The sequence below is a fragment of the Bacillus sp. FSL R9-9834 genome, from assembly GCF_038006905.1.
In the GTDB taxonomy this organism is placed as follows: Bacteria; Bacillota; Bacilli; order Bacillales; family Bacillaceae_G; genus Bacillus_A; species Bacillus_A pacificus.
The window spans coordinates 1,629,914-1,647,055 of the sequence record NZ_JBBOWD010000001.1 but is presented as its reverse complement, the minus strand read 5'-3'; the positions used below and the strand labels follow the sequence as shown (position 1 = coordinate 1,647,055).

Here is a 17,142-nt window from a genome sequence, read left to right as displayed (position 1 = left end):
TCCCCTTACTTGCTCAAGGGGATTTTCTTCATCATATTGCTTCTTTCTCGCCTGCCATGTTTAATGGCACAGGATGTTTCATACGATTCATCGTAAATACGATAATCGCTGTCAATACTTCCGCTACTGGCATAACGAGCCAAATTCCGTTTATCCCAAATAATTTCGGCATAATCCATAATAACGGAATAATAAATAGCAGCCCTCGGCTCATTATAATAAGTACTGATTTTGTCGTTTGTCGCACTGATTGGAAGTACTCTCCATACACAATGTTATAGCCTAAAAATACATATTGGATAAAGAACAAGCTCATACCTGTTAATGTTAACTCCAATAACTCTGGAGATTGGACATCAAATAGACCAATAATATATTTCCCGAAGAATAATCCGACAATTATTGCAACGCCTCCAAGTACAACTGCAATTTTCACTGCAAACTGCAATCCTTCACGAAGTCTCTCTGCTAAATTTGCACCATAATGGAAACTAGCAATCGGTTGTAATGCTGCACCTACACCAAAGAATAATAGTAATGTCATTGCATGAATACTATTCACCATCGCATAAGAAGCGACTCCTACTTCTCCTGCATATTGAACGAATGCAATATTAAAACCAATCGTTACAATCGCTACTGTACTTTCTGCTGTAAAGCTCGGGAAACCGATTATCATAATTTGTTTTACTGTATCCCATTCAAAATGGAATTTCGTCCATTTTAAAATACTACTTTTTCTAAAGAAATGCGTTAATAATACAAGGAAACCAATCGCTGCTGAAAGAATAGTTGCTGAAGCAGCTCCTGTTACGCCCCATTTAAAGATGAAAATAAAGATATAGTCAAACACTATATTTAATACAGCTGTTACAACTAAACCTGCCATTGCTAAATTAGGATTTCCATCATTTCGTATAAATGTACTTAAAATATTTTCTAAAACGTATATCATTCCAAATGTTAATAATACGTGTAAATAGTCTAACGCATACGGTAAAATTACTTCATTCGCACCGAATACGTATGCTAAATCTTCTATTCTCCATAAGCAAATTGCCGCTAAAACGCCTACAATAATGACTGCTACCGTCATGGATTGAGTAAAAATAGACCTTGCTCTTTCAATTTTATTTTCACCTAATGCAATGGAATATAACGTTGCCCCGCCCATTCCAATCCATAATGAAATAGAGAAGAAAATTGAAAACGCTGGAATAGCCACGTTTACTCCTGCCAATCCATTTGCTCCAACTCCCCGACTAATCATTACCGCATCAATTACAATATTAACCGACATTAATACCATTCCTAGAACAGCTGGTATTAAATAAGAAATAAATAAACTTTTTATCGGTTTTTCTCTTAATTTTTCTGTTGCTTCCATACTATTATGCTCCTTTTTTCAACTCTCTTTTCTTAGTTTAAACCTTCAAGTAACTTGAAGGTCAATAGAGAATTTAAAAAATAGGTAACTGAATTATCGTATTTAATACCCATTTGTAATGATACGAGTGCTACAGCTTATTGTTTTATTTTTTCATGATAGGAATTTGAATTTCTGTTACTTGCTCCTCTGGATTTTCTGTTACAGACCAATCGATTAATCCAATCTCAATCGCATCTCCACTTACTTCATATCCTTCTTGATCAATGTATGCAAGTAATTCCTTATACGTTGCATCTGTTTCTTCATACGGTCCATGATGATAAGAACAAGCATATAAACCTTCCTTAATCTCATCTGAATTATGCACTTCATACGGCATATAATCCAAAAGAATAAACACGCTACTATACGCTTGAAACTCATTTTGCATGAATCCTTTTTTCGCAACTGTTACACCAATATCTCCAGAAAATAAACTATCATCCATTTGCCTCATATTTTTTTGCAACGAATGAATGTAGTACTCAAACATATCATCCGTCGTATTCGGAGCAACCGCAATGGCTGTTATTTTTCGCCGCGGGATCTCTTTTATTACCATTTGTTTAGCTTTTGCTTTTGTTGCTTCCTTAATCAAATGAATTCTATGCTCCATTTTCGCCAAAGCATACTCAATTTCTCTTTGTTTTTTCAACATCATTTCTTGTTGTTTTTCCAACAAATTGAGTGCGTATGCTGGATTTCTTTCATCAATATATTTCTTAATTTCCTTTAATGGAATATTTAATTGGCGTAAAAACTTAATCGTATCTAATAGTGAAAATTGATCGATTGTGTAATAGCGATAATTTGTTTGTGGGTCCACAATGGACGGATGAAAAATTCCTTTTTCATCATAATAACGTAAAGTAGATTCCGCTATATTATGCATTTTTGCCATTTCTCCAATTGTAAAGCGCTTGTTTAATAACATCTTTTATTCCCTTCCATTTCTATTTATTTCATTATATGTTCATTCTATCTTCAAAACAAAAAAGAATTCCCTTAAGAGAATTCTTTTTATTCATTATTACACCTCTATAATTATAGGAAGAATCATCGGTTTTCTTTTCGTACTCGTATATATATACTTCCCTAAAGCTTCTCTTACTTCTCTTTTCAAAATCCCCCAGCTATTCACTTTCTCTTTCTTTACATTATTAATCGTAATAACAGCTAATTTATTTAATTCCTTCAAAAATTCTTCTGAATCACGAACATAGACGAATCCACGAGAAATAATATCAGGACCTGAAATTATTTCTCCATCCACTTTATTAAAAGTAATAACTATAACGAGCATTCCATCTTCTGAAAGTTGTTTTCGATCACGTAATAATGCATTTCCAACATCACCAATTCCTAATCCATCTACATATATATTTCCTGCTTGTATTTTTCTCGATTGAATTGCCACTTGATTACTTATATCTACAACATCTCCATTACGAACGATAAAGATATTTTCTTTTTCAACACCAATTGATTCCGCTAGCAAGCTATGGTGATGTAGCATTCTAAACTCTCCATGAATGGGGATAAAATATTTTGGCTTCATTAATGTGAGCATTAACTTTAATTCTTCTTGATATGCATGGCCAGATACATGGACTCCAGTAGAACTGCCTGATCCGTAAATCACTCTTGCCCCTAATGCAAATAAGTTATCGATAATTCGCGAAACATTACGTTCATTTCCTGGAATAGGAGTCGCAGCTATAATAACTGTATCTTCTGGTAAAATATCTACTTGTCTATAGTTTCCACTAGCTAAACGCGCTAAAGCTGCCATTGGTTCTCCTTGACTTCCTGTACAAAGTATTGCGACCTGCTTTGGATCTAAATTATTTACCTCATTTGCTTCAATTAGCATACCATCTGGAATATTTAGATACCCTTTCTCTAGAGCAACTTCTACTACATTTACCATACTTCTGCCGAGCAAAGCCAGTTTTCGATTTGTTTTTATACAAGCTTCAACTATTTGCTGAACACGATTCACATTAGAAGCAAAAGTAGAAATAATCACTTTCCTATTTGCTTTCATAAATATTTCCTCTATCCGTTCCCCCACCGACCTTTCTGATGGGGTAAATCCAGGTCGTTCTGCATTTGTACTTTCAGATAGTAAAGCTAATACACCTTCACTACCTATTTTAGCCATTTTATGAATATCAGGATGTTGATTATTAACTGGTGTTAAATCAAATTTAAAATCACCTGTATGTACTATAGTACCTTCTGGTGTATGGAAAACAATACCGAGGCAATCTGGAATACTATGATTCGTTTTAAAGAAAGTTGTCTTAATAGCACCGAAATCAATTTCTGATTCTGAATGAATCACGATTAATTCTGTATCACCTTGAAGGTTATGTTCCTTTAATTTAATTTCAATTAAACCTAACGTTAACTTCGTCGCATAGATTGGTACGTTTAGTTGTTTTAAAAAATATGGTATTCCGCCAATATGGTCTTCATGTCCATGCGTCACGACTAATCCGCGAATTTTTTCTTTATTTTCTTGTAAGTAGGTGACATCTGGAATGATTAAATCAATTCCTAATAAACTTTCATCTGGAAATTTTGATCCACAGTCAATAACGACAATATCATTTTCAAATTGAATAACATACATATTTTTCCCTATTTCATTTACTCCACCTAAAGCAACGATAGACACGTTGTTTTTTAATGACTTCAAACTATAAACCCTCCCTTTCACATTTATAACTCGTGAAATCGTATTTAGGCTTTATTATTTGTAATGAAAAAGGACTTCATACTATTTCATACATATATAAATTCACACGCTACTCTTATATGTATATCCCCAATTACACAGTCTCTCTCTAAAAAAACCCCCATTTTTTCATTGATTTTTTGTAAAATCTATTATATATTAATTACAGGTTCAAATTACGAGTTCAAAAGAACTTGTAATTAGACCCTTTGTTTAATGGGTTTTACATATTTTCATTAGGCAAATTCCGAGAAATCGTATGATAAAAATAAAAATGATAAGGAGAGGATCCGATGGAATTCGAATTTTTCTTTCAAATTGCACTTATTTTATTAAGTACAAAGCTTGCTGGTGATCTTAGTGTTAGATTAGGTCAACCTTCTGTACTAGGTAAATTAATTGTCGGTATCGTTATCGGTCCAGCTGTATTAGGTTGGATTGAAAATTCAGAGCTTCTAACACAATTAAGTAATGTTGGTGTTATTCTTTTAATGTTTATGGCAGGACTTGAAACAGACTTAGAGGAATTAAACGCAAATCGTAATTCTTCTTTAGCTGTTGCACTTGGAGGTATCATTCTTCCATTCGTAGGTGGTTACGTTTCTGGTCTTATTATGGGAATGGAACAAGGAAATGCTGTATTTTTAGGATTACTTCTATGTGCGACAAGTGTTAGTATTTCCGTACAAACACTTCGCGATTTAGGAAAAATGAAAACACGTGAAAGTACAACTATGCTGGGCGCAGCTGTATTTGATGACATTCTTGTCGTTATTTTATTAGCATTTGCAATGAGTTTCCTAGGTACTGACGATGTTAACTTAACAATGATTATCTTGAAGAAAGTTGTATTCTTCGCTTCTATTATTTTAATCGGATGGAAAGGTGTTCCTGCGATTATGCGCTGGTTATCACCGCTACGCGTATCTGAGTCTATCGTGAGCGCGGCTCTTATCATCTGTTTCTCATTCGCATATTTCGGCGAACTATTAGGAATTGCTGGTATTATCGGTGCTTTCGCAGCTGGTATCGCAATTTCTCAAACCAACTACAAACATGAGGTAGAAAAGAAAGTAGAACCAATTGCTTACGCTATGTTCGTTCCAGTATTCTTCGTAAGTATCGGTATGAATATTACATTTGACGGTATTGGCGATCAAATTTGGTTCATCCTAGCATTAACAGTAATCGCTGTATTAACGAAACTAATCGGTTGTGGCTTAGGTGCACGAATGACTGGATTTGACGCTAAGTCTTCTGCAATTATCGGTTCTGGAATGGTTTCTCGTGGTGAAGTTGCACTTATCATCGCAGGAACAGGACTTTCTTCAGGTCTACTAGCACAAGATTACTTTACAGCTATCGTTATTGTCGTTATTTTAACTACAATGATTACACCACCAATGTTAAAATACACTTTTGGTGCAAAAGATAAAGCAATGAAAGCAAGTAAATAAGTTTAATAAAAAAGAAGCTTACTATCTTATAAGATAGTAAGCTTCTTTTTCGTTTTATCTTTAAACAATCCCGTTCGTTTTTAACCATTTTTCAAAAATAATTCGCGCTTCATCATCATCAATATCATTACGAAATGAATACACCATAATGCCATAATCATCTACATATTCACCTAGCTTCATTTCCTCCACTTTCTTATAAAAATCGTCTACCTCATAGTGTGGAATATAAGCATCCCAAACTGGTTCATGTATTCTTTTGTACGCTGTCACTTCTAAATCATATCCATCTTCATAATATCCGATGTGATAATGTTGACTAGGATCATATTTCTTCATAATAATTTCCCTCCCTTTGAAAACGTATCATATTTCACCTAATAAAGTGAAACTTTAATCAGCCCTCACCAATCGGACTTTAATGGGCAGCCCGCCCCCCACCTAACTCCTTTGCTTTCGCTGCATTTTGAGGTGGGGGTCTTACTGCCCATTAAGTGGGATAAACAAAAGCGAGCTGTAATCACAGCTCGCTCAATTCATTAAATGCGTTCCATCGCTGTCTTCAACGTTCCAACAACAAAGGCAATTTCTTCACTTGAAATAACAAGTGGTGGCGCTAATGTTAAGACGTTATTATATCCTGCTGTTGTCATACCGTTTCTACCTATAATTAACCCTTTTTCTTTGCAAGCATTTACAACACTTGCAATTTTGTCGTTATCAATTGGCTCTTTCGTCTCTTTATCGTTTACTAGTTCAATTCCCACTAGTAGACCTTTTCCTCTAATATCTCCAACAAGTGGATGCTCCCCAATTTCTTCTTTTAATTGCTCTAATAAAAGAGAACCCATTTGTGCAGATCGCTCAATCAAATTTTCATTTTCCATAATTTCTAAGTTTTTAAGTGCTAGTGCACAAGCTGCAGGATTTCCACCAAATGTATTAATATGACGGAAGAATTCATATTCTCCCTTTCCTTTAAATGCTTCATATATTTCTTTTTTCACAGCTGTTGCTGATAATGGTAAATATGCACTCGTAATACCTTTTGCCATTGTAATAATATCAGGCTTCACATCATAATTCATAAATCCAAATGCCTTTCCTGTACGTCCAAAACCACAAATCACTTCATCGCTAATAAGCAGGGCACCGTGTTTTTGACACGTTTCATGAACAGCTTTCATATAGTCTTGTGGCGGCATTAAAATGCCTCCGCCTGTAATAATTGGTTCCATAATAAAAGCTGCAATCGTTTCACTTAGTTCCCATGTCATGACCCGATCTACTTCTTTTACACATTCTACATCATAAATGTTCTCTCTTTCTATTCCAGGCATACGATAACAATCTGGCGGCGTTACATGTAAAAACCCTGAAGCAAATGGCTCATATTGATATCTACGCTGTGCTTGTCCCGTCGCTGCCATCGTTGCCATTGTATTCCCATGATAGCCGCGGTAACGTGACATAAATTTATAACGATGTGGTTCACCTTTTTGCGCATAGTATTGTCTCACTATTTTAAAAGCTGTTTCGTTCGCTTCCGAACCACTATTAGAGAAGAAAATAACATACTCTCCTCCAAGCCATTCATTTAATTTTTCTGCAAGCTTTATAGCCGGTTCATGTGATTGTGACATCGGAAAGTATGATAATGTTTGTAATTGCTTATAGGCCTCCTCTGCAAGCTCTTTTCTGCCATATCCACTATTCACACACCAAAGACCACTCATACCATCTAAATATCTTTTTCCTTGTATATCTTCAACCCAGCACCCTTCTGCTTTTGCCCCTACCATTGTACTATTTGGACTAAAGGGACGCATTCCGTGCCAAACATATTGCTCATCTTTTGCTAATAATTCATCAGTCTGTTTCGTTTTCATCATTTCTTCCACCTTCCATAACAACTTATTTTTCACAAAAGCTGCGCTGGTACCATGATGATTTAAATTTCTCCCTGCTTATTTTCATTCCACAAAATTAAGACAAATCCTACTTACAAAGCAGTATTATTTACAAGAAAATGACAAAAGAAAAAGGAGCTTTTCTTATCTATCGAAAAGCTCCTCTTTTTTAATGCGAAGACGCGTCACTAATACCATGCCCAGTATTAGATTTCACGAGAATTTCATCAAATTTCGCTGCATCTTCTTTCTTACTAGATAAAACAGTTCCTAAATACGCTGCAAGAAATCCGAGCGGAATCGAAATAATTCCAGGTGTCGTATATGGGAATATCGCTTCCCCAACAAATATAGCTTTTCCAGCTACAGGGTTCCATACATTTGGGCTTAACGCTACAAGAACAATAGCTGATACAAGACCAGCAATCATACCAGAGATGGCACCTGTTGTATTGAAGCGCTTCCAATATATTGTGAATAATATAACTGGCAAGTTTGCACTCGCTGCAACTGCAAATGCTAACGAAACTAAAAATGCTACGTTCAATGTTTGAGCAAATAACGCTAGTATAATAGATAATACAGCTACTCCAATAGACGCATAACGAGCCATGGATACTTGCTCTTTTTCCGTTGATTTCCCCTTACGGATAATTTCATTATAAAAATCATGTGCGAATGCGGATGCTGCTGTTAATACAAGGCCTGCCACTACAGCTAAAATCGTTGCAAAAGCAATTGCTGATACGAAAGCAAATAAGAAATCTCCGCCCAATGCTTTAGCTAATAAAGGTGCTGCCATATTACCAGCTGGATTTGCTTTAATAATTGCCTCATTTCCTACAAACGCTGCTGCCCCAAATCCTAAGAAAATCGTCATAATATAAAATGCGCCAATTAACCATGTCGCATATACAACAGATTGACGTGCCGTTTTTGCATCACGTACTGTAAAAAAGCGGACAAGAATATGTGGTAACCCTGCTGTACCAAGAACTAGTCCTAAATTTAAAGATAGCGTATCAAGACCATCTTTATACTTTACACCGGGATTTAAAAACGACTCTTTTAACGGAGTAGCTGTTTTCATTTGCGCGAACATTTCCGTCACACTGAAATTAAATTTGGCGAAAACGATTACAGAAATAATAAATGTACCAGCCATAAGTAATACAGCCTTAACGATTTGCACCCAGCTCGTCGCAGTCATACCACCAAAAATAACATACACAGTCATAAGTGTACCAACGATTAATACAGATGTTGTATATTCGATTCCTAATAATAATTTAATAAGTGCACCCGCACCAACTAATTGTGCAATCATATAAAAAATGGATATCGTCATCGTATTAAGCGCTGCAACTCCGCGAACTTTTTTCGCATCAAAACGCGCCGCAATCATATCTGCTAATGTGTATTTCCCCAAGTTTCTAAGCGGCTCTGCAACTAAGTATAGTACAACTAAATAAGCAACTAAGAAACCGATACTATAGAAGAAACCATCAAACCCAGTTAACGCGATCGCTCCCGCTATACCAAGAAAAGACGCAGCAGACATATAATCTCCCGCAATGGCCAGACCATTTTGCCAACCAGTTAATCCCCCTCCAGCTGTATAAAATTCACTCGCATTTTTCGTTTTCTTCGATGCAAAATAAGTTATGACGAGTGTACCAAGTACGATGATTAAAAATAGTGCAAAAGCGGTTGTATTCAAAGTCAGCCCCTCCCTTTTTGCATCTCTTGCAGAATGTTTTGTGAGATTTTATCAAAGGATTCAGCTTTTTTGCTGTAAATCATACATAATGACCACGTCATAATAAATTGTGCAAAAGCAAATATCCACGCCCACGTAACATCACCAAATGCCGGTGTATTGAGTACCTTTGAATACGATGTTAAAATAGGTAACGCAATAAAAAAACTTAAAAAGAAAATACTCATTGGAACGATGAACTTCTTTTTCGTATTTAATAACAATTGAAATTCTTCTGACTGAACAACCTCTGTATAATTCACCTCATTTTGTAACTTACGTGCTGACGTATCATCTCGTTTCATTCTCTAATCCCCTCTCTTACTGAAAGTACAATTCCCCCTTGTATACCCAAAAACTAAATTTTATAAATATTCAGAAACTTATTTTCATTTTAGACAATCCATACATTCCTGCAAAGATTTTTCGATAGACATTTTTCGGCATTTTCCCCTAAATTTTTAATATACTTTTTCAACATAAAATTCACGTGCCAGTGCAGCTTTCATACTCATTAAAACAAAAACAGAAGTAATGCTTATCGCACCACTTCTGTTTTTTTCTCTTTTTCTAAATTACGAGCTGTTTCGCTTAATTCAACGTCTTTTCCATCTTTAAGTGTTCCAAATATGAAATCGAATACTGGATTTGAAACACCAAACCAAAATTTTTCATTTTTATAATGGTGTAATATGTGCTGTTTTTTTAGCCACCTACCAAACTTGGTGACGGGACGAATTGGCTTATGTGCAATATAATGTTTCCATTCATAAACGAGAAGCATAATAATCATTCCGATTCCGAATGAAAGTGTAATGGTAACACTTTTTGTTATCACGTATGATATAAGTAAATATATAGTAAAGCTCGGTATACTAAACCATACAGGCAAAAATAAAAGTTTTAAATCATCTGGATATACGTGATGGTCATAATGTAATCTTCTTAGCATTTTTAATAAAAATACGTTTTTAGGTGGTTTTAAGTGAAATAAAAACCGGTGTGTCATATATTCGTTTAGCGTATAAAAAATAATCCCAAACAAACATGCTAACAAACCGATCCATGTAAAAAATTGCATTTTTAAAATAATAATAAAAACAAATAAAATACTATACATAATAACGATATCATGTTGTAAAAAGAACTCTTTCCCCACCCTCTTCATCTTCCTTCCCCCTTTTCAAAAGAAATAGTCGCAACATATCGTTACGACTATTTCTTTTCTATATCTTATTCTATACGCTTTACAAATTTGCCTGTTGCTCTATTGTCGAGAAAAAATTGTTCGGTCCAAATATATTTTGCTTTGGAATAATATGTTCTACCGCAAACACTGTTACTTCTCCTCTTTGTACCTCTCCAATGATAAGTCCAAATATTTCATGATTTACAGCAAACGTTGGTTGCTTTGTTTGTAGTAATCTTGCTGCATTATGAAATACCGCTTCATATAGTGGATTTCTATCAGTAATTTCTTTTCTAATTTTTGGTGCTAACGTAATAATGATTTCTTTTCCGTCAATAGTGGTTCGATACATAAAAATCTCCCCTTCAATCTTATGTGAACAACTGTAAAGCTTTGTATGCAAAATGGATAGAATATCCTACTAAAATAATACCTGCTCCGGCTGTTATATAGCCAAGTGCTTTTTGCTTTAATAATGTTCTGCCAAAATGGACAGAAAAAGCAATATTTACATTCCATAAAATAATGCCAACGATAATACAAAGACTGTACAAAAAGGCTTCTTGTTTCGTTACCTTCGTAAGCAATGAGCTAAGTGTACTTCCGTATATACCAAACCAAAAAACAAGATTTAATGGATTGGATATCGCAATTAAAAAACCTGCCATAAACGATTGTTTAAGGCCGCCTACCTCTTCTTTTTTATATTCCATATTCGATTGAGAAATTCCTTGTTTTACACTTTGAAATCCTAAATAAAATAATAAGAAAAACCCTGTGCAATACATAAAAGCTTGTACATATGTATACATAAACAGAGAAGATAAACCGAAATAGATGAGAAGCATAAACAAAATATCTGCTGTCATTCCACCAATTCCAACAACCCACGCATGCCAAAAACCTCGTTCAATTCCTCGTTTTAACATTTCAATATTAATCGGACCTACTGGCGCAGCTAATGAAATACCTAATACAATTTGTTGTATAATTGCTCCAAACATCACTCTATCCTTTCTACTTCCTTTACTATTAAGTAATGATGTAATAATTAAAAATAGACTAGCTTTCCTCAAAATATTTACTACTAAAATACCCTTTTTTATCCAAAATATACAAAAGAGCCATCCAGATGATGACTCTTACTTTTCTATCTTATGAAGAAAAGGACATTTTCCTTTTAACGGTTCTACATCGTCTCCTATAAAGTATTGTTTCCATTCACGATGATCCGGATCACCATAATGACTAATGTTAGGATGTTTCGGCAGCTGATCCCACTTTTCAACTCGCTCACGGACCGTTTGCCTAGAATATGCTCCTTTAGGACGATCCCCTTCTAATCCATCAAATATAGTACGTGGCTGAAATCCAATAACGAGAGAATTTCCTAAATGCCTAGTTTTTCGTTGTTTATAGGCTGGTGCGTTTCCAAATGCGAATATCGGTTCCCCGCCAAATGAAAATTCCCATAAGTAATGATCTGGGTCTTCAGGAATTTGCTTTGGCCATGTTTCCTTATCGTTTTCATGTAAATATTGTAGTACTTTCCAAAAGTAATCACGGTAATATTCCAGTGATTGCTCCTCACATTCCGGTTCTACAAAAAGAAAAAATCCTCTTCTTACAATTGGACGCTCTTTCATTAACTCTAAAAAAGATAACATTGTATGTGGCAAATGACTCCAATCATTATGAGAGAGAAATGAATAACGAAGTTCATTCTTTTTTAAAGCTGTTAAGCCGAAATAGCACGGAAAAGTTGGTTCTAGCACAACACTCGAAAAATTTTGAAATTCCTTTGCAACCCAATTCGGTATGTCGTTTCTCGTTCTCATTCCTTCATTATCTAATAAATAAGACTCATTCATTCTTTCACCTCATTATGTATAGCGTTCAATTAAGACTATTACATACTCGGCCTGTCCTATACCTATTAAAAAATTTGGCTAAAAAATTATTTAAAAATACAAAAAAATAAAATCGCTTACTTGACTAAATTCTCCCAATTCGTGTATATTTAAATTAATCATTTAGCAGAATATTCAAGATTATAGCATTTTTAGTTTATATTATCTTTTCAAATGAATTTCACTAAATGAAAAAACGTAAATGTTTTCTAGGAGGAATTGTAACATGCAAGGAAAAGTAAAATGGTTTAACAACGAAAAAGGTTTTGGATTTATCGAAATTGAAGGCGCTGACGATGTATTCGTACATTTCTCTGCTATTCAAGGCGAAGGCTACAAAGCTTTAGAAGAAGGTCAAGAAGTATCTTTCGATATCACTGAAGGAAACCGTGGACCTCAAGCTGCTAACGTAGTAAAACTTTAATCCAACATATGACAGGAGGTTACCTTACTTGGTAACCTCCTTTGTTATTCCTTTGTATATTTCCGTTTTCCAGAGCAAAAACTATGTGAAATGCGCACTATACAAAGGAGGAATTATTAATGGGATCAGAAGTAAATGATTTTGAAGAAGTGAAATTCCGTGTAGAAACAGCACAAAAAATGGTAGGATCAGCGACAATTTCAATGGATCCAGATACATTAGAGCATGCGACTACTGCTGTAGAAGCAGCTCGCTCTCAGCTTGAAATTATGAAATCTGTTGCAACAGATTTAGACGAGCCATTTTTAATAAATGAGGAAAAGAAATTAAGCGAGTGCGAGCATCAATTAAATGAAGCGAAGCACTAAAAAACATCCAGAGAGTTTTCTCTGGATGTTTTTTCATGACAACTGTTCCCCATATTTTTTCAATGTTTCTCCAACTGTACATTGTCTTATACAAAAGGAATGAGCATAATACTTACTATTTGTCTTTCGATTATGTTCTCGCAAAAAACATCCTTCACAATACGTTTCTAATAAGTCATTTACCTCTGTAATGAGTTGCTTTTTATCCACTCTTGCACCTCTCTATTCGGTTATTTCTTTATGACTATCAATCACTGTTCCTTCTAATGCTTGCGTAGCTAATTGATGTGCTTCTTTATTTTGTTTTCTTGATATAGGCTCACATACAAGTTTTAATTTCATTTGCTTCGCCTTTTGCTCAATTTGATCTAAATAATGATTTAAATGTTCATCATAACAAGGCCATTCTCCAGCCAATTGCTGCAGTACAACTTGAGAATCTCCGCGAAGCGTGACCGCTTCATACTTAATCCCTAATTCCTCGAGTATATTCATGCTATATAGTAATGATGCATATTCCGCTTCATTATTATCATATATGCCTTCTATATATGCATTACGGCGAATTCGGTAGTTTTTATTTCCTTTTTTATAGTACACACATATACCTACTCCAGCTTCTTTCGTCTGCACATCATAACCACCATCAAAATAAACGAGTATTTCTTGAGGCTCATCCTCCACTTGCTTACTCAGTTTTTTCATTTCTTTTAATGACCATTCTGCATCCATTTCATCGTAAAATAATAATTCTTTCACTCTTCCTGTTTTCTCGAAATCCTCTGCAAATTGAAGTACTTCTTCTATGTTCATATAATCTGTCGTTAAGTCCGTCTGCAAACCGCGCTTTGTTTTATACAACCAATGAATTTTATATTTCATACTAAATTCCCCTTATATAAGACTTCTTATATGTAGCCAGCTAATGAAAGCCTCACTTTATTTTATTATATTTTATCAAGAGTCAAAGAATTATATTCAATATTATCACATGCAAAAAGAGCTATCCCTATAGGAATAGCTCTTTCATCTATTACATAAATCTTTCAAATTGTACTCGTTTATTAATCCAGTACATTACAGGCATACCAATCGCCATAACAACAAATTCACCGATTGCACATGTTAACCAAGTCAACATAAATGGTAAATCAAATGCAAGATGAAGTTCAATTGCAATCATAAACATTGTAATTGTAAAAATAACTGTATTAAAAATCATACGAGCCCAAACACCTTTAATAAATCGCATAGAAATAATCGTTGCAACTAATGCAAGAATAGATTGCCCTACTCCAAATACTAAATCGTAAGCGATCATAGGTGAGAAAAAGAGATTCGTTAAAAATACACCTAATACAATTCCGTAAATTGCTTTCTTATTAAATACAACGAGATGATTAAACATCTCTGAAATACGAAACTGTACATTCGTAAAGCCAAATGGCTGAATAAGCATAGAAACAGCAATATATAATGCCGCTAAAATACCATTACCGACTAAAGTTCTAATATTCATGACAAAATCTCCTTAGTTTTTTTACGTGGGATGGTTTCGAACCACGTTATTCGTTTTTTTAGCAACAAGATTATATTTTACGCGGTAGCCCCCCTTTCGTCAATAGATTCCTACCATGAACTACCCTTTTTCTTTTAGACAACGTATAATGAAATATATGAAAGATTTAGGAGGTTTTACTTCATGACTGCAACAATTCAAAATGAAAAAGTGATCGTTACCATCTCTGACAAAGGTGCAGAATTACAAAGCGTTCGCTTAAAAGAAGACAATACAGAATACTTATGGCAAGGTGATGCTACTTATTGGGGACGCCGTGCACCAATTTTATTCCCAATCGTCGGCCGATTAGTAGATAATACATACTACGTAGATGGTAAACCTTATTCTTTAACACAACACGGCTTTGCTCGTGATCTTACATTCTCTGTAGAAGAACAAAGTGAAACGAAAATCACCTACATTGTAACTAGTAATGAAGAAACATTAAAAAAATACCCATACGAATTCAAATTACTCGTTTCTTATGAACTAGACGGACAAACCGTTCATGTAACATACGAAGTAAATAACCCTACTTCAAAAGAGATGTTCTTCTCAATCGGGGCGCATCCTGGTTTCAATTTCCCGTTATTAGAAGGCGAATCATTTACAGATTACCATCTATCTTTTAATGGTTCAGAACGTTTAGAAACGAGCGTATTAGAAGGACCTTACCTTTCAAATACGAAGCAACTAATTGCTGAAAGTACGAATGAATTGCCACTTACATACGACCTATTTAAAAACGATGCACTTATTTTTGAAAATATGAATACGGATGAAATCTCCATCCGTTCTCATAAACATAATAAATTCGTAAAAGTAGAATTTGACGGATTCCCATTTGTCGGCGTATGGACACCAGGCAAGAATGCTCCTTTCTTATGTATCGAACCTTGGTATGGAATTGCTGATGAAGTAAATCCAGCAAAAGATTTAAAGGAAAAAAAAAGGAATTCAGTCTTTACAAGCGAATGAAACATTTACATGTCGTTATAGTATTACAATCGGCTAAGTTACTCTATCCCCTACTTCAAAGAAACATATAAGTAGGGGATCATCTTATCATTTGGAGGTTTCTCATTTTGATTGAAGTATATATTGATGGTGCATCAAAAGGAAATCCTGGTCCTTCTGGTGCAGGCGTATTTATTAAAGGGGTTCAACCCGCTGTACAATTATCATTACCCCTTGGGACAATGTCCAATCATGAAGCGGAATACCACGCTTTACTTGCGGCATTAAAATATTGCACAGAGCATAATTATAACATTGTCTCTTTTCGTACAGATTCGCAACTTGTCGAGCGAGCTGTTGAAAAAGAATATGCAAAAAATAAAATGTTTGCACCACTATTAGAGGAAGCACTGCAGTACATAAAAAGTTTCGATCTCTTTTTTATTAAGTGGATTCCAAGTAGTCAAAATAAAGTTGCTGATGAGTTAGCTAGAAAAGCTATCTTACAAAATTAACGGGGGTATGAGTGTGAAAAAAGATTGGATTGCTCCTCTTGCTTTACTATTCGTCTCTTTTATTTGGGGAGCTACGTTTGTCGTCGTTCAAAATGCTATGTCTTTCGTTGGTCCATTTACATTTAATGGTATACGCTTTTTATTCGCTGGAATTATTTTATTATTCGTTCAAATACTTTTCTCAAAAAAAGCTTCAAAACAAGATATAAAACAGAGTAGCCTCGCTGGATTAACCGTTGGATTCTTTTTATGCGTCGGCTATGTATTACAAACATTCGGCTTACTTTATACAACTTCTTCAAAAGCTGGTTTCTTAACAGGGCTTAGTATCGTTATGGTACCAATCTTGTCTTTTATCTTTTTAAAACAAAAAGCTACTATTTTTATCGTAATTGGCATTGCTGTAGCAACAGCGGGTTTATATTTATTAACAGCAGGTGATTCTTTTCAATTAAACATTGGAGATATACTCGTTCTCGGTTGTGCAGTTGCTTTCGCTGCTCATATTCTCGTTAACGGCTTCTTCTCTAAAAAAATATCACCTTTATTATTAAGCACATCGCAAGTATTAGCTGTCGGTATGTTTTCTTCTATTTGCGCCTTTTTGTTTGAAGATTGGGAAAAATTATTTTCAGTAGCACTATGGACGAATTCTTCCTTTTTATTTGCTCTATTTCTAACTTCCCTGTTCGCGACATCCATTGCTTTTTTCATTCAAACATCAGCACAAAAACATACGTCTCCAACGAGAGTAGCAATTATTTTCGCAATGGAGCCCGTGTTCGCTGCCTTAACAGGCGTTCTCGTTGCAAACGAACAACTTTCTATCTCTGCTATTATCGGATGCCTCTGTATTTTCCTAGGTATGGTTTTCGTTGAATTACCTTCTAAAACAAAAAAAGAAGCGCAGGCTGCGTGAA

At 34.9% G+C, this 17,142-nt stretch carries 19 protein-coding genes, 1 pseudogene and 1 riboswitch; of the genes and pseudogenes, 6 read left to right on the top strand and 14 right to left on the bottom strand.

What is annotated here, in order from left to right; translation table 11 throughout:
- Positions 1-31: 31 nt before the first annotated feature.
- From MKY00_RS08620 to MKY00_RS08610, 3 genes are all read right to left on the bottom strand, one after another.
- Positions 32-1,387, bottom strand: a complete 1,356-nt coding sequence (locus tag MKY00_RS08620; RefSeq protein WP_000388382.1) for an MATE family efflux transporter — start codon at positions 1,385-1,387, stop codon at positions 32-34.
- Positions 1,388-1,532: 145 nt separating this feature from the next.
- On the bottom strand, positions 1,533-2,363 hold the full coding sequence (locus MKY00_RS08615; protein ID WP_000925926.1) for a MerR family transcriptional regulator: 831 nt from the start codon (positions 2,361-2,363) through the stop codon (positions 1,533-1,535).
- A 96-nt stretch (positions 2,364-2,459) separates the two neighbouring features.
- Positions 2,460-4,133 carry a ribonuclease J gene (locus MKY00_RS08610; RefSeq protein WP_016717049.1) on the bottom strand — a complete coding sequence of 558 codons (1,674 nt, stop codon included), beginning with the start codon at positions 4,131-4,133 and terminating at the stop codon, positions 2,460-2,462.
- Between the two features lie 332 nt (positions 4,134-4,465).
- Here MKY00_RS08610 and MKY00_RS08605 point away from each other — a divergent pair, with 332 nt between their 5' ends.
- Positions 4,466-5,629 carry a cation:proton antiporter gene (locus MKY00_RS08605; RefSeq protein WP_000393887.1) on the top strand — a complete coding sequence of 388 codons (1,164 nt, stop codon included), beginning with the start codon at positions 4,466-4,468 and terminating at the stop codon, positions 5,627-5,629.
- A 60-nt stretch (positions 5,630-5,689) separates the two neighbouring features.
- Here the strand turns inward: MKY00_RS08605 and MKY00_RS08600 are convergent, their stop codons facing one another.
- From MKY00_RS08600 to MKY00_RS08565, 8 genes are all read right to left on the bottom strand, one after another.
- On the bottom strand, positions 5,690-5,968 hold the full coding sequence (locus MKY00_RS08600; RefSeq protein ID WP_016717048.1) for a DUF3986 family protein: 279 nt from the start codon (positions 5,966-5,968) through the stop codon (positions 5,690-5,692).
- 200 nt (positions 5,969-6,168) lie between these two features.
- Positions 6,169-7,518, bottom strand: coding sequence for an aspartate aminotransferase family protein (locus tag MKY00_RS08595; RefSeq protein ID WP_029141090.1), 1,350 nt, complete (start codon positions 7,516-7,518; stop codon positions 6,169-6,171).
- 190 nt (positions 7,519-7,708) lie between these two features.
- Complete coding sequence (locus tag MKY00_RS08590) at positions 7,709-9,259, bottom strand: solute symporter family protein (protein WP_001098251.1); 1,551 nt, start codon at positions 9,257-9,259, stop codon at positions 7,709-7,711.
- A gap of 2 nt (positions 9,260-9,261) precedes the next feature.
- Positions 9,262-9,603 (bottom strand): DUF485 domain-containing protein, encoded by a 342-nt coding sequence (locus tag MKY00_RS08585; RefSeq protein WP_000817374.1) that lies wholly within the window; start codon positions 9,601-9,603, stop codon positions 9,262-9,264.
- A 233-nt stretch (positions 9,604-9,836) separates the two neighbouring features.
- Positions 9,837-10,466 (bottom strand): sterol desaturase family protein, encoded by a 630-nt coding sequence (locus MKY00_RS08580; protein ID WP_000832152.1) that lies wholly within the window; start codon positions 10,464-10,466, stop codon positions 9,837-9,839.
- Between the two features lie 79 nt (positions 10,467-10,545).
- A complete protein-coding gene (locus MKY00_RS08575) occupies positions 10,546-10,839 on the bottom strand; it encodes a hypothetical protein (RefSeq protein ID WP_000286361.1) in 294 nt (97 codons plus the stop codon).
- A gap of 19 nt (positions 10,840-10,858) precedes the next feature.
- On the bottom strand, positions 10,859-11,491 hold the full coding sequence (locus MKY00_RS08570; RefSeq protein WP_000466557.1) for a LysE family transporter: 633 nt from the start codon (positions 11,489-11,491) through the stop codon (positions 10,859-10,861).
- Between the two features lie 138 nt (positions 11,492-11,629).
- Positions 11,630-12,358, bottom strand: a complete 729-nt coding sequence (locus MKY00_RS08565) for a YqcI/YcgG family protein (RefSeq protein ID WP_016717045.1) — start codon at positions 12,356-12,358, stop codon at positions 11,630-11,632.
- 265 nt (positions 12,359-12,623) lie between these two features.
- Between MKY00_RS08565 and cspB the strand changes: the two genes are divergently transcribed.
- Both cspB and MKY00_RS08555 read left to right on the top strand, forming a co-directional pair.
- Complete coding sequence (gene cspB / locus MKY00_RS08560; protein WP_001161727.1) at positions 12,624-12,821, top strand: cold shock-like protein CspB; 198 nt, start codon at positions 12,624-12,626, stop codon at positions 12,819-12,821.
- A gap of 119 nt (positions 12,822-12,940) precedes the next feature.
- On the top strand, positions 12,941-13,189 hold the full coding sequence (locus MKY00_RS08555) for a DUF2564 family protein (RefSeq protein WP_000534391.1): 249 nt from the start codon (positions 12,941-12,943) through the stop codon (positions 13,187-13,189).
- 33 nt (positions 13,190-13,222) lie between these two features.
- Here MKY00_RS08555 and MKY00_RS08550 read toward each other — a convergent pair whose 3' ends face one another.
- The 3 genes from MKY00_RS08550 to MKY00_RS08540 all read right to left on the bottom strand — a co-directional run bounded on the left by MKY00_RS08550 (position 13,223) and on the right by MKY00_RS08540 (position 14,708).
- Positions 13,223-13,399: a zinc-finger domain-containing protein gene (locus MKY00_RS08550; RefSeq protein WP_000358801.1), complete on the bottom strand. Its 177-nt coding sequence runs from the start codon at positions 13,397-13,399 to the stop codon at positions 13,223-13,225.
- A 12-nt stretch (positions 13,400-13,411) separates the two neighbouring features.
- Positions 13,412-14,071 carry a ribonuclease H family protein gene (locus MKY00_RS08545; protein ID WP_000875522.1) on the bottom strand — a complete coding sequence of 220 codons (660 nt, stop codon included), beginning with the start codon at positions 14,069-14,071 and terminating at the stop codon, positions 13,412-13,414.
- Positions 14,072-14,222: 151 nt separating this feature from the next.
- Positions 14,223-14,708 carry a QueT transporter family protein gene (locus MKY00_RS08540; protein ID WP_001026467.1) on the bottom strand — a complete coding sequence of 162 codons (486 nt, stop codon included), beginning with the start codon at positions 14,706-14,708 and terminating at the stop codon, positions 14,223-14,225.
- A 6-nt stretch (positions 14,709-14,714) separates the two neighbouring features.
- Positions 14,715-14,759: riboswitch (PreQ1 riboswitch) on the bottom strand.
- A 132-nt stretch (positions 14,760-14,891) separates the two neighbouring features.
- Between MKY00_RS08540 and MKY00_RS08535 the strand changes: the two are divergent.
- The 3 genes and pseudogenes from MKY00_RS08535 (at position 14,892) to MKY00_RS08525 (ending at position 17,141) form a co-directional block, all read left to right on the top strand.
- Positions 14,892-15,765, top strand: a pseudogene (locus tag MKY00_RS08535) (aldose 1-epimerase family protein).
- 70 nt (positions 15,766-15,835) lie between these two features.
- On the top strand, positions 15,836-16,222 hold the full coding sequence (locus MKY00_RS08530) for a reverse transcriptase-like protein (RefSeq protein WP_000573873.1): 387 nt from the start codon (positions 15,836-15,838) through the stop codon (positions 16,220-16,222).
- Between the two features lie 13 nt (positions 16,223-16,235).
- Positions 16,236-17,141: a DMT family transporter gene (locus MKY00_RS08525; RefSeq protein WP_016717043.1), complete on the top strand. Its 906-nt coding sequence runs from the start codon at positions 16,236-16,238 to the stop codon at positions 17,139-17,141.
- Position 17,142: the final 1 nt, after the last annotated feature.

Bases quoted from the DNA above. Each gene is read 5' to 3' on its own strand.
- MKY00_RS08540 (WP_001026467.1), bottom strand. From the start codon at position 14,708: ATGAATATTAGAACTTTAGTCGGTAATGGTATTTTAGCGGCATTATAT.
- MKY00_RS08605 (WP_000393887.1), top strand. From the start codon at position 4,466: ATGGAATTCGAATTTTTCTTTCAAATTGCACTTATTTTATTAAGTACA.
- MKY00_RS08575 (WP_000286361.1), bottom strand. From the start codon at position 10,839: ATGTATCGAACCACTATTGACGGAAAAGAAATCATTATTACGTTAGCA.
- MKY00_RS08600 (WP_016717048.1), bottom strand. From the start codon at position 5,968: ATGAAGAAATATGATCCTAGTCAACATTATCACATCGGATATTATGAA.
- MKY00_RS08570 (WP_000466557.1), bottom strand. From the start codon at position 11,491: ATGTTTGGAGCAATTATACAACAAATTGTATTAGGTATTTCATTAGCT.
- MKY00_RS08595 (WP_029141090.1), bottom strand. From the start codon at position 7,518: ATGAAAACGAAACAGACTGATGAATTATTAGCAAAAGATGAGCAATAT.
- MKY00_RS08580 (WP_000832152.1), bottom strand. From the start codon at position 10,466: ATGAAGAGGGTGGGGAAAGAGTTCTTTTTACAACATGATATCGTTATT.
- MKY00_RS08565 (WP_016717045.1), bottom strand. From the start codon at position 12,358: ATGAATGAGTCTTATTTATTAGATAATGAAGGAATGAGAACGAGAAAC.
- MKY00_RS08555 (WP_000534391.1), top strand. From the start codon at position 12,941: ATGGGATCAGAAGTAAATGATTTTGAAGAAGTGAAATTCCGTGTAGAA.
- cspB (WP_001161727.1), top strand. From the start codon at position 12,624: ATGCAAGGAAAAGTAAAATGGTTTAACAACGAAAAAGGTTTTGGATTT.
- MKY00_RS08585 (WP_000817374.1), bottom strand. From the start codon at position 9,603: ATGAAACGAGATGATACGTCAGCACGTAAGTTACAAAATGAGGTGAAT.
- MKY00_RS08620 (WP_000388382.1), bottom strand. From the start codon at position 1,387: ATGGAAGCAACAGAAAAATTAAGAGAAAAACCGATAAAAAGTTTATTT.
- MKY00_RS08545 (WP_000875522.1), bottom strand. From the start codon at position 14,071: ATGAAATATAAAATTCATTGGTTGTATAAAACAAAGCGCGGTTTGCAG.
- MKY00_RS08615 (WP_000925926.1), bottom strand. From the start codon at position 2,363: ATGTTATTAAACAAGCGCTTTACAATTGGAGAAATGGCAAAAATGCAT.